This window comes from Pseudomonas sp. SJZ131, from assembly GCF_007828705.1.
GTDB classification, from domain to species: Bacteria; Pseudomonadota; Gammaproteobacteria; order Pseudomonadales; family Pseudomonadaceae; genus Aquipseudomonas; species Aquipseudomonas prosekii.
On record NZ_VIVC01000001.1, the window covers coordinates 704,620 to 716,131 of the forward strand.

10 protein-coding genes and 2 riboswitches are annotated in these 11,512 nt (G+C 62.3%); of the genes, 6 read left to right on the top strand and 4 right to left on the bottom strand.

What is annotated here, in order from left to right; genetic code table 11:
• The first annotated feature begins 22 nt into the window (after nt 1–22).
• Both FBY12_RS02970 and nfuA read left to right on the top strand, forming a co-directional pair.
• Entirely contained in the window at nt 23–1,057 is a 1,035-nt protein-coding gene (locus tag FBY12_RS02970; RefSeq protein ID WP_145251003.1) for an acyltransferase, read from the top strand.
• Nucleotides 1,058–1,114: 57 nt separating this feature from the next.
• Nucleotides 1,115–1,699, top strand: coding sequence for a Fe-S biogenesis protein NfuA (gene nfuA / locus FBY12_RS02975; protein WP_007898222.1), 585 nt, complete (start codon nt 1,115–1,117; stop codon nt 1,697–1,699).
• 78 nt (nt 1,700–1,777) lie between these two features.
• Here the strand turns inward: nfuA and cobM are convergent, their stop codons facing one another.
• From cobM to FBY12_RS02995, 4 genes are all read right to left on the bottom strand, one after another.
• Nucleotides 1,778–2,524 carry a precorrin-4 C(11)-methyltransferase gene (gene cobM / locus FBY12_RS02980; RefSeq protein ID WP_145251006.1) on the bottom strand — a complete coding sequence of 249 codons (747 nt, stop codon included), beginning with the start codon at nt 2,522–2,524 and terminating at the stop codon, nt 1,778–1,780.
• Between the two features lie 90 nt (nt 2,525–2,614).
• On the bottom strand, nt 2,615–3,028 hold the full coding sequence (locus tag FBY12_RS02985) for a cobalamin biosynthesis protein (RefSeq protein WP_092269284.1): 414 nt from the start codon (nt 3,026–3,028) through the stop codon (nt 2,615–2,617).
• Nucleotides 3,025–3,735, bottom strand: coding sequence for a CbtA family protein (locus FBY12_RS02990; RefSeq protein WP_145251009.1), 711 nt, complete (start codon nt 3,733–3,735; stop codon nt 3,025–3,027). Before FBY12_RS02990 ends, FBY12_RS02985 begins: the two co-directional genes overlap by 4 nt.
• Before the next feature lie 11 nt (nt 3,736–3,746).
• On the bottom strand, nt 3,747–3,941 hold the full coding sequence (locus tag FBY12_RS02995; RefSeq protein ID WP_121730629.1) for a CbtB-domain containing protein: 195 nt from the start codon (nt 3,939–3,941) through the stop codon (nt 3,747–3,749).
• Nucleotides 3,942–4,058: 117 nt separating this feature from the next.
• Nucleotides 4,059–4,288, bottom strand: a riboswitch (cobalamin riboswitch).
• A 175-nt stretch (nt 4,289–4,463) separates the two neighbouring features.
• Nucleotides 4,464–4,682: riboswitch (cobalamin riboswitch) on the top strand.
• Nucleotides 4,683–4,777: 95 nt separating this feature from the next.
• Here FBY12_RS02995 and cobW point away from each other — a divergent pair.
• From cobW to FBY12_RS03015, 4 genes are all read left to right on the top strand, one after another.
• The gene (gene cobW, locus FBY12_RS03000) at nt 4,778–5,839 is read left to right on the top strand and encodes a cobalamin biosynthesis protein CobW (RefSeq protein ID WP_092269275.1); all 1,062 of its coding nucleotides are present in this window, start codon (nt 4,778–4,780) and stop codon (nt 5,837–5,839) included.
• Between the two features lie 3 nt (nt 5,840–5,842).
• A complete protein-coding gene (cobN, locus tag FBY12_RS03005; RefSeq protein ID WP_145251013.1) occupies nt 5,843–9,697 on the top strand; it encodes a cobaltochelatase subunit CobN in 3,855 nt (1,284 codons plus the stop codon).
• Nucleotides 9,698–9,765: 68 nt separating this feature from the next.
• Nucleotides 9,766–10,764, top strand: coding sequence for an ATP-binding protein (locus FBY12_RS03010; protein WP_145251016.1), 999 nt, complete (start codon nt 9,766–9,768; stop codon nt 10,762–10,764).
• A gap of 2 nt (nt 10,765–10,766) precedes the next feature.
• Nucleotides 10,767–11,429 carry a VWA domain-containing protein gene (locus FBY12_RS03015; protein WP_256663277.1) on the top strand — a complete coding sequence of 221 codons (663 nt, stop codon included), beginning with the start codon at nt 10,767–10,769 and terminating at the stop codon, nt 11,427–11,429.
• Nucleotides 11,430–11,512: the final 83 nt, after the last annotated feature.

Genomic DNA, 11,512 nt, shown 5'->3' on the forward strand with positions numbered 1-11,512 from the left:
TGATTTATAGAGAGGGCCGTTGATGTTGATTTCAGTGCAGGCCTTGCGTTTCATCGCAGCCTGGGCGGTGGTTTGCCACCATTTCATGCAGATTTTTTTTGATTTCCATGCGCGCGGGCCGGTGGGGCAGGCGTTTATCGACAAAGGTGCGGTGGGCGTCGATATTTTCTTCGTCATCAGCGGGCTGGTGATTTTTCTCTCCACCGAAGGCAAGTCGCTGCCGCCCGGGCGTTTCCTGCTCTATCGACTGTTCCGCATCGTCCCGGCGTACTGGCTGTACACAGCGTTAATGGCGCTGGTGGTGGTGTTCGCGCGGCCGGTATTGCCGGATCAAAGTGTCGACTGGTCGCATTTCCTGCTGTCGCTGGTATTCATTCCTACGGAGAACCCCGGCGGTTACGGGATTTATCCCACGCTCAACGTCGGTTGGACCCTGAACTACGAAATGCTTTTTTACCTGCTGTTTGCCTGGGCGTTGCTGTTTCGCTTGCAAGTGCGACTGCTGATCGTCGCGGCGATGCTGTTCGCGGTATGCCAGGCGTGGACCGGTTATGGCTGGGTCAGCGAGTTCTACCGTTCGGACATTGTTTACGAATTCCTGCTCGGGATCGCCATCGGCATGATCTACCGTCGTGGCTGGATCAAACCGGGGTTATACCTGCCGCTGCTGGGGATTGCCGGCGCGTTGTTGATGATTTATCACCTGCCGCCGGGGCCGCGATTCCTCGCATGGGGCTTGCCGAGCGCGGTGCTGGTGATGGCGTGCATCGCGCTGGAGCGATTTTTCGCCAACAACCGAGTGTTGGAAATGCTCGGTAATTGCTCTTATTCGGTGTACCTGATGCACGTGCTGGTGCTGTCTGCTGGCGGATTTGTCGCACAGCGTTATGGCGTTAATCCCTACGTGATGTTCGCGGTGTGCGCGCTGACAATCGGGTTTGCCTCGTGGCTGAGCTACGAATGGGTGGAAAAACGCAGCTATCGGTGGCTTAAAGCACAGATCGACGGCGAAAAGGCTGCTGAACCAGCGCTGGCTCTTTCCCGACAAAAATACTAGGACTTTGTGCCGCGCGATGATTGGCGTAAACTGCGCCCAAGCCTGCGAGGAGTTTCCATGACCGCTATTACCATCACTGACGCCGCCCACGATTATCTGGCAGATCTGCTCTCCAAGCAGAACACCCCAGGCATCGGCATCCGCGTCTTCATCACCCAGCCTGGCACTCAATACGCCGAAACCTGCATTGCTTATTGCAAACCGGGCGAAGAAAAACCTGAAGACACCGCGCTGGGGCTCAAAAGCTTCACCGCTTACATCGATTCGTTCAGCGAAGCCTTCCTGGATGACGCGGTAGTCGATTACGCCACCGACCGCATGGGCGGCCAGCTGACCATCAAGGCGCCAAACGCCAAAGTACCGATGGTCAACGCCGACAGCCCGGTCAACGAGCGCATCAACTATTACCTGCAAACCGAGATCAATCCGGGGCTCGCGAGCCACGGCGGTCAGGTCAGCCTGATCGATGTGGTCGAAGACGGCATTGCCGTACTCAAGTTCGGCGGCGGTTGCCAAGGCTGCGGCCAGGCGGACGTGACCTTGCGTGAAGGCATCGAGCGCACGTTGCTCGAGCGCATTCCCGAGCTCAAGGGTGTTCGTGACGTGACCGACCACACGCAGAAAGAAAACGCCTACTACTGAGTAAGGTGTTCACTGCGACATAAAAAAACGGCGCCCCGTGAGCGCCGTTTTTTTATGCGTGAACACTTACCTATGACCTCAGGGCCTGTAGAGATGCGCATGCCCGGCGCGATACAGCGACGACTCGCTGAACTGATCGCTGCCCAGCACTCGGCCGACCAATATCAGCGCCGTACGCCGAAAGCCCTTCGCCGCAACCTTCTCGGCAACGTCGTCAATTGTCCCGACCACCCAATCCTGATCCGGCCAGGTCGCGCGGTGGATCACCGCAATCGGGCAGTCCGCGCCGTAATGCGGTAGCAATTCGGCGAGAATCTTCTGCAAATGGTTGACGCCCAAGTGAATCGCCATCGTCGCGCCATGCTGCGCCAGACTGCCCAGTTCCTCACCGGCAGGCATTGCCGTTTTGTCCGCGTAACGGGTCAAAATCACGCTTTGCGAGATGTCCGGCAAGGTCAGCTCAGCGCCGAGCAACGCCGCGCATGCCGCCGTCGCGGTCACGCCGGGGATGATTTCAAACGGAATATCCAGCTCGCGCAGATAACGAATCTGCTCGCCAATCGCGCCATACAAACTCGGATCGCCCGAGTGCACACGCGCCACATCCTGACCTATAAGATGCGCAGCCTTGATCAGCTCGATGATCTGTTCCAGATGCAATTCGGCACTACTGACCACCGTTTGCGCCTGATGCCCTTCGAGCACCGCCGCCGGCACCAGAGAGCCGGCATAGATGATTACCGGACAGCTGCGAATCAGCCGCTGGCCTTTGACGGTGATCAGTTCCGGGTCGCCGGGGCCGGCGCCAATGAAGTAGACGGTCATCGTCAATTCCTGAAAAACGCTGAGAAAAACCTTCGAGGCAAGGCTTCAGATGAAGATTGCTCATGATCGAGGCGGGGATTATCGGGGATTTTACGCAGCACTGGCCAATGCGAGCGTGGCTTGGGCGTATTTTTGCCGCGAAATCAGCAATTTTGCTGGCGCCTGGGCCAGATGTTCTGCGAGGGCGAGGGCGGCGCTTTCTGCCACGCCATAACAGCCGGTGCGCTCGAAAGCGATCTGCGATTGATGGCTGAGTTGTGGTTGATAACCGGCCAATTGTTCGCTGCTGAAATACATCAATTGCAAGCCCAGTTGCTCGGCCAATTCCACCAAGCCCGGCTCATCGCGTTTCAGATCGATGCTGGCCAATGCCTTGATGTGCCGAAGCTCGATGTGATGCGCCTGCAATGCCTGATCGAGCAACGCCCGCAACGTGCTAACCGGGCAGCCGCGCTGGCAGCCCAGGCCGACCACCAGGGTCGGCGCTGTGCTGGCATCGGTCATGCGGGGTATTGACCGGCGCTTTTGCGGCGGAACAACCAGGCGCTGATCAGGCCCAGGGCCAGCCAGAACACCACGTTGGTCAACTGCGAGGCGATTTTGAACTGCGCTTCCAGCGCTTCCGGCGCGAGCATCGAGTGGACTTCCGGTTGCGGCGCGCCGATTACGTGCGGCACCGCAAGAATCGCCACGCCGAGAATCTTCATCAGCCAGTGGCGGCTGAACACGATTAGGGCGATGCCGACGGCGGTGGACGCCGCGGTGCCGATCCACCAGATTTGCCGTTGCGCCAGATCAGCGGCAGCGGTGCCCGGCAGTTCCGGCGGCAAACCGAGGGTCGGCGCCAGCACGAAGGTTGCGTAACCGGCCAGACCCCACAGCAGGCCCTGGGCGGTTTTGGTCGGCGCGCGCAAGGTGTACAGGCCCGCGAGCATCAGCGCAAAACCGACCGCGACCACCAGATTGCCGCCCGTGGTGGACAACACGCGTTGCCAGCCGTCTTCCGGCTCCCAGGCTTCGGCGTCATGCGTGTGAGCGGCGACTGCACCTTCGCTGTGCTCGTGAGCGACAACGGCTGCGGCGGGCTCGGATTTTTCATAGGTTTCCGCTTGGAGAATCAGCGGTGACACCCAGAAGCTTTGCAGCAGGGTCAGCAACAGGGCGGCCAGCAGCCCGGTGAAACCTGCGGTTTGCGCGATACGCTTGATCATGTCGGCAGGTCTCAATGGCACGGGAACGCAGAGCTGTGACGGGTATCGTGGGCGGCATTGTGCACCGCTTCGATGTGCGAGAAACCGGCGAAATACACCAGGCACGCGCCGAGGATCGACGCGCAGACGGCGGCGGTCAGGCGTTGGCTCAGGGTCGTAGTGTTGCTGGCGGCGGTGCTGTGGTCGGTGCTGCTGATGATCGACATGGCGCTTCCCTCTGGTCTGTCAGCGGGTGAATCGAGCGCATGAAAACCCCTGCGAGCGAGCGCGCAGAAGTCTAAACAGCGCCCGCCCACCGCGGGTTTGTCATTCAGTGATCGTAGTGGTCACTTTGTGTTGCGGGCCGGTCTCCGGGCTCACGAGGGGCGAGGGCAAATGCCCGAGCCTGCAAGAATCGCCTTCCCATGCCGAACTGCCGACACAGTGGATCTGATTCTTCGCTCGCTTACCGTTGCGGGGGCAGCACCGGACTGACATGGCTTAAGAGTAAAGCACATGATTCACCGGTTTCCCGTTTCACCCTGTGAAGGGCACCCGTAACAAGGCGTGTAGGAGAGCATGCGCGCGGCGCAGCGTCAATTGGCAGGGGTTCTCAGTTGGAAACCGAGGTGTGGCCATCGCGGGCAAGCCTTGCTCCTACAGACGGCGGCGCTCCTGCGGGAGCAAGGCTTGCCCGCGATGGCGTCCGGATGGCCGCCACAAGACATTGACCCGCCCCCGCACCATGCGTAGCCTTGCGCTTTCGAGGTTCTTCGGCATGTGCCGAAGCTAAGAAGGGAACGCGGTCGATGCCGCGGCTGCCCCCGCAACTGTGAACGGTGATGTTCGCTGCCACGCCACTGCAAACCCCCTCCAAAACGGGTCCGCGGGAAGGCGCAGCGAATGCCAGGCCCCACCAGGCCGGCGCGCCGAAAGCCAGGAGACCTGCCTCGAAACGAATTCTCACTACAACCGGGCGGGGTGATCCGGTGGCGAAATCTTCCGCGCTTTCATCGCTGCGGTCGTCGTCCCGTATGCCCGCCACCTTGCCAAAGGGCATCCGATGAAAACACTGGCCAAACTCCCCGTCACCATCGTCACCGGCTTCCTCGGCTCGGGCAAAACCACCTTGCTGCGCCATATGCTCGACAACGCGCAAGGGCGGCGCATCGCGGTGATCGTCAACGAGTTTGGCGAGCTGGGCATCGACGGCGAAATCCTCAAGCAATGCTCGATCGGCTGCACCGAAGAAGAAGCCAACGGCCGCGTCTACGAACTGGCCAACGGCTGCCTGTGCTGCACGGTTCAGGAAGAATTCTTCCCGGTGATGCGCGAACTGGTCGCGCGTCGCGGCGACCTCGACCACATCCTCATCGAAACCTCGGGCCTGGCCCTGCCAAAACCGCTGGTGCAAGCCTTCCAGTGGCCGGAAATTCGCAGTGCCTGCACGGTTGACGCGGTGATCACCGTGGTCGACAGCCCGGCCGTCGCCGCCGGCACCTTCGCCGCGTTCCCGGACCAGGTCGACGCCCAGCGCAAACTCGACCCAAACCTCGATCACGAATCGCCGCTGCACGAATTGTTCGCCGACCAACTGGCCAGCGCCGACCTCGTCATCCTCAACAAGGCTGACCTGATCAGCCCGGAAGACCTCGCTCGCGTACGCCTGGAAGTCGCCGAAGAACTGCCGCCAGCGGTCAAAGTCATCGAAGCCAGCAGCGGTCGTGTGCCACTGGACGTGCTGATCGGTCTGGGCGCCGGTTCCGAAGAACACATCGACAGCCGCCACAGCCATCACGATCATCACCACGAAGGTGAAGACGATCATGATCACGATGCTTTTGATTCGATTTCCATCGAACTGCCGCAAGCCGACGAAAGCCTGCTGATGGACGCGCTGACGCAATTGGTGGTCAAGCACGGCATTCTGCGCGTCAAAGGTTTTGCGGCGATTCCGAACAAGCCGATGCGCCTGTTGATTCAGGGCGTGGGCACGCGTTTCGACAAGCACTTCGACCGCCAGTGGGGCGCCGATGAAGTGCGCAGCACGCGTCTGGTGTTGATCGGTCAGGAACTCGACGCCGGCCAACTCGAAGCGCAACTGCGCGCCGCGCTCAGCGTTTAAGCCATGCACCTGCTCAGGACCCAGCCCGGCGGTTTCGTGTCGGATGACAACATCGCCGACCTTGGGCAAACCCCCGCCGAACTGGTGATCCTGTGCAGCGGCGACTCCAGCCTGGCGCTGCTCGCCGAGGCCGCGCAGCAATTGCCCGACGATTACCCCAGCGTGCGCCTGGCCAATCCGATGCAGGTGCAGAATCACGCGTCGGTGGATTTGTACGTCGATGAAGTGCTGCGTCACGCCAAAGTGATTCTGATTTCGCTGCACGGTGGCATCGGTTATTGGCGTTACGGCGTCGAGCGCCTGGTCGAATTGTCGGCGCGCGGTGTGCAACTGATTCTGGTGCCCGGCGACGACCGCCCGGACCCGGAACTCAGCGATCTCAGCACCGTGGCGGCCGACGAGCGCGATCGTCTCTGGCAATTTTTGCGTCAGGGCGGCATGGCCAACGCGTTGGATTTTTTCCGCTGTCTGGCCAGCCAATGGCTGGGCCGCGACTACGCCTGGGCCGAGCCGCAAACCCTGCCGCGCACGGCTATTTACCACCCACAGAAAAGCCCCGCTGAACTGAGTGATTGGCAAGCCGACTGGCGCGCCGAACAACCGGTGGCGGCGGTGCTGTTCTACCGCTCGCACCTGCAAGCGGCGAACACCGGTTTTATCGATGTGTTTTGCCAGCGACTGCAAGCGGCGGGGCTTAATCCGCTGCCGATCGCCGTGGCCAGTCTGAAAGAACCCGGCTGCCTGACGGTGGTCGAGGACCTGCTGGATGAGGTCGAAGCGGCGGTGATTCTCAATACCACCGGGTTCGCCCAGTCCAGCCCCGAAGCGCCGCACTTGCGGCCGTTTCGGCGCAATATTCCGGTGATCCAGGCGATCTGCGCCCAGGACAACGAACCCGGTTGGCGCGCCAGCGAACAAGGCCTCGGCCCCCGCGATCTGGCGATGCACATCGCGCTGCCGGAACTCGACGGGCGCATCATCAGCCGCCCGATCAGTTTCAAGGATCTGGCCTGGCGCAGTGAGCGCAGCCAGTCCGATGTGGTCTGCTATCGAGCGCAACCGCAACGCATGGATTTTGTCGCCGAACTGGCGCGACGCTGGATCGATCTGGCCCGGGTGCCGAACCGTGAAAAACGCATCGCGCTGATCCTCGCCAACTACCCGACCCGCGATGGCCGCATCGGCAACGGCGTCGGCCTGGACACACCAGCGGCGGCGCTGAATATCCTCCGCGCGCTGCATCAGCAAGGCTACCCGTTGCCCGCAGAATTGCCGGCGAGCGGCACCGCGTTGATCGCGCAACTGCTCGGCGGCGTCAGCAATGACCTCGACACGCTCGACCAGCGGCCATGCATGCAGAGCCTGGCGCTGGACGACTATTCGCTGATGTTCGACGCGTTGCCCGAAACCAATCGCCAAGCGGTGCTGGAACGTTGGGGACCGCCGCAAAACGATCCGATGTTCCGCGACGGTCGGATGATGATCGCCGGCCTGCGTTTTGGCCTGACCTTCGTCGGCATCCAGCCGGCCCGTGGTTATCAGGTTGACCCGAGCGCGGTGTATCACGATCCCGATCTGGTGCCGCCGCACGGTTATCTGGCGTTCTACTTCTGGTTGCGCAACACCTACGGCGCGCACGGTGTGATTCACGTCGGCAAGCATGGCAATCTCGAGTGGCTGCCGGGCAAGGGTGTCGGGCTGTCGGAAAATTGCTGGCCGGACGCGTTGCTCGGGCCGCTGCCGAACATTTATCCATTTATCGTCAACGATCCGGGTGAGGGCGCCCAGGCCAAACGGCGTACCCAAGCGGTGATCATCGATCACCTGATGCCGCCGCTGACCCGCGCCGAAACCTACGGGCCGCTGCGTAATCTGGAGCTGTTGGCGGACGAATATTACGAAGCGCAATTACTTGATCCACGCCGCGCCCGCGAGTTGCAGCGCGACATTCTGCAATTGGTGCGCGAGACGCACATCGACCGCGAATTGCAGCTCGATGAAAAGCTCGATAGCGATGCCGACGCGGCAATCTGGTTGCCGCGTCTCGACACCTATTTGTGTGATTTGAAGGAATCGCAGATTCGCGATGGCCTGCATATTTTCGGCGAATCGCCGAGCGGGCGTTTGCGCATTGATACGCTGCTGGCGTTGCTGCGCATCCCCCGCGGCGACGGTCGCGGCGCGCAATCGAGCCTGCTGCGGGCGCTGGCGAAAGCGCTTGCATTGGGCTTTGATCCGCTCGACTGCGAGCTGGCCGAACCGTGGCTCGGCGCGCGCCCGGTGCAGCTACTGGCGATCAGCGACGACGTGTGGCGCACGGCGGGCGATACCCGCGAACGGCTTGAGCTGTTCGCCGCGCAGTTGATCACCGACACGTTAGCCGACCCAAATCCCTGTGGGAGCGAGCTTGCTCGCGATGCGGTGGATCATTCAACTTCGATGTCGACTGAACCACCGCCATCGCGAGCAAGCTCGCTCCCACAAGGTCCCAGTTGGGCTGAGGTGGATGCGATTCTAGAGCATCTGCTGGAGGTCGTCGCGCCCCGGCTCGACGCTTGCGGCCCTGCGGAAATGCGCGGTTTGCTCGATGCCCTCAGCGGTCGTTTTGTTCCCGCCGGGCCGAGCGGCGCGCCGAGTCGCGGTCGCCTGGACGTGTTGCCCACTGGGCGCAATTTCTATTCGGTGGACGTGCGCAATCTGCCGACCACCACCGCGTGGCGCATCGGTTTCCAGTCAGCCAACCTGATTCTCGAACGGCACATGCAGGACCACGGCGATCACCTGCGTCAACTCGGGTTGTCCGTGTGGGGCACCGCGACCATGCGCACCGGCGGCGACGACATCGCCCAGGCCATGGCGCTGATGGGCGTGCGTCCGGTGTGGGCGACCGGAAGTCAACGCGTCGATGATTTCGAGATCCTCCCGGTTAGCCTGCTCGACCGTCCGCGAGTCGACGTGACGTTGCGCGTTTCCGGATTCTTTCGCGATGCCTTCGCCAATCTGATACGGCTGTTCGACGCGGCGGTGCAAGCGGTGGCCGAACTCGACGAACCGGACGATCTCAATCCGCTGGCGGCCAAGGTTCGCGCCGAACGTGCAGCATTGCTCGCCAGCGGTCTCGACGAAGACGCGGCCCGGCGTCAGGCCGGTTGGCGCATTTTCGGGGCCAAGCCCGGTGCCTATGGCGCGGGCGTGCAGGGCGCTATCGACGGGCGTTTGTGGCAAAGCCGCGAAGACCTCGCCGAGGTCTACCTGAACTGGGGCGGCTACGCTTACGGCGGCTCGGATGAAGGCACGGCGGCGCGGCAACAGTTCGCCCAGCGCCTGAGCCAGGTGCAAGCGGTGTTGCAGAACCAGGACAATCGCGAGCACGACTTGCTCGATTCCAACGACTATTACCAATTCCAGGGCGGCATGCTCGCTGCCGTCGAAAGCCTCAGCGGCGCCGCAGCGGCCAGTTATCACGGCGATCACAGTCAACCGGATCTGCCGAAAATTCGCACGTTGAAAGAAGAGCTGAACCGGGTGATCCGTTCTCGCGCGGCGAACCCGAAGTGGATCGACGGCGTCAAGCGTCACGGCTATAAAGGCGCGTTTGAACTGGCGGCGACCGTGGATAATCTGTTCGCGTTTGATGCGACCACACAATTGATTGACGATCACCAGTACGCGTTGCTTGCTGACGCCTATTTGCTCGATCCGGCGACCCGAAATTTTGTCCGCGAACACAACCCGCATGCGCTGCGCGACATGACCGAGCGCATGCTCGAAGCGCAGCAACGCGGCATGTGGCAAGCGCCCGGCGAATACCGCGAAGCGCTGGAAAACCTGCTGTTGGACATCGAAGAAGACGGCTAGTACACCGCACCCCCGCAAGGGATGGAAGTTGCTGCTGAGAAATTACCGACCATGAACGAGATTGCCCAATGACCGACACACCCCATTTCCCGCTCTCCGCCGTGGTCGGCGCCGATGATTTGAAGCTCGCGCTGTGCCTCACCGCCATCGACCCGAAAATCGGCGGCGTGCTCATTGAAGGCCCGCGCGGCATGGCCAAATCGACCCTCGCCCGAGGCCTCGCCGACTTGCTCGCCAGCGGTCAATTCGTCACGCTGCCGCTGGGCGCCACCGAAGAACGCCTGGTCGGCACCCTCGACCTCGACGCCGCACTGAGCGAGGGCCGCGCGCAGTTTTCTCCCGGCGTGCTGGCCAAGGCTGACGGCGGCGTGCTCTACGTTGATGAAGTCAATCTGCTGCCCGATCACCTCGTTGATTTGCTGCTTGACGTTGCTGCGAGCGGCACCAACCTGATCGAGCGCGATGGCATTTCTCATCGGCATTCGGCGAAGTTTGTGTTGATCGGCACCATGAACCCGGAAGAGGGCGAATTGCGCCCGCAACTGCTCGACCGCTTCGGCCTCAACGTCGCCCTCAGCGGCCACACCGCGCCGACGCAGCGAGGGCAGATCATCCGTCGGCGGCTGGATTTCGACAGCGATCCGCAAGTGTTCTGCGCCGAATGGGCAGCGCAACAACAGGCCTTGCGCGAACGCTGCCAGCAGGCACGCAGCGCGTTGGCCGCTATCCCGTTGGATGACGCTGCGCTGGCGATGATCACCGAGCGCTGCTTTGCTGCCGGTGTCGATGGCCTGCGCGCCGATCTGGTCTGGCTGCGTGCCGCGCGCGCCCATGCGGCGTGGCGTGGCGCCGAGGCAATTGCCGAAGAAGACATCGACGCCGTCGCCGAATTTGCCTTGCGCCATCGTCGTCGCCAACATTCGAATCCGCCGCCGCAACAGAATCAGCCACCGTCCGCGCAGAACTCTGACCCCAGCGAAGGCCAGGGCCAGTGGGGCGAAATGCCTGCGCAGGCGTTGCCCATCGGCGCCCGACGTGAAGTGCCGAGCTGGCCAAAAAAGCCCTAGGCATTCGCCCGCGATCTGACGCGGGGGCGAATGCCAGACCCCGCGCCGGAACGCTCGACCATGGCCGCCAAGGCAAACGTCGCGCAGCGCCACAAGGTTCGATCAACTGGCCCGGCACGTTGCTCAACGGCCGTCCGCGCCAGCATGAAGACTTGCTGTTTCACCTGCGCAGCCGCGCGCCGCATGAGTTGTGGCTGGTGATCGTCGACGCTTCGGCCTCGACCCGCCGCCATCAGGCGTTGAGCGATGCCAAAGGTTTGCTGGCGCAGCTGTTCGACGACGCCTATCGGCAACGCGCGCGCCTGGCGCTGCTGACTGCCAGCGGCACGGCACCGAGGTGGCAGGTGCAGGGGCTGAAGGCTTCCAGCGGTTTGCGCGATTGGCTCAACGGGCTCGGCGCGGGCGGTGGCACGCCATTATTGGCGGCGCTGGCGGAGGCGGGGCAGTGGCTGGGCGCGCGGCGTAAACGCTTTCCGGCAGAACAGCAGCGCTTGTTGCTGGTGACGGATGGGCGGCTGAAGGACTGGCCGGGGTTGCCGGCGCTGGATTGCCCTGGGCTTTTAATTAATATCGAGCGCGGGCCGATCCGGCTGGGGCGGGCGCGGCAGTTGGCTTCGGAACTGCAAGCGGAGTATCGGCATATTGATGAGCTGATTATCGGTTGAGGGCTTCCGTGTCTGGACTGGCCTCTTCGCGGGCAAGCCTCGCTCCTACAGGGTATGCGCATGACTTGTAGGAGTGAGCCTGC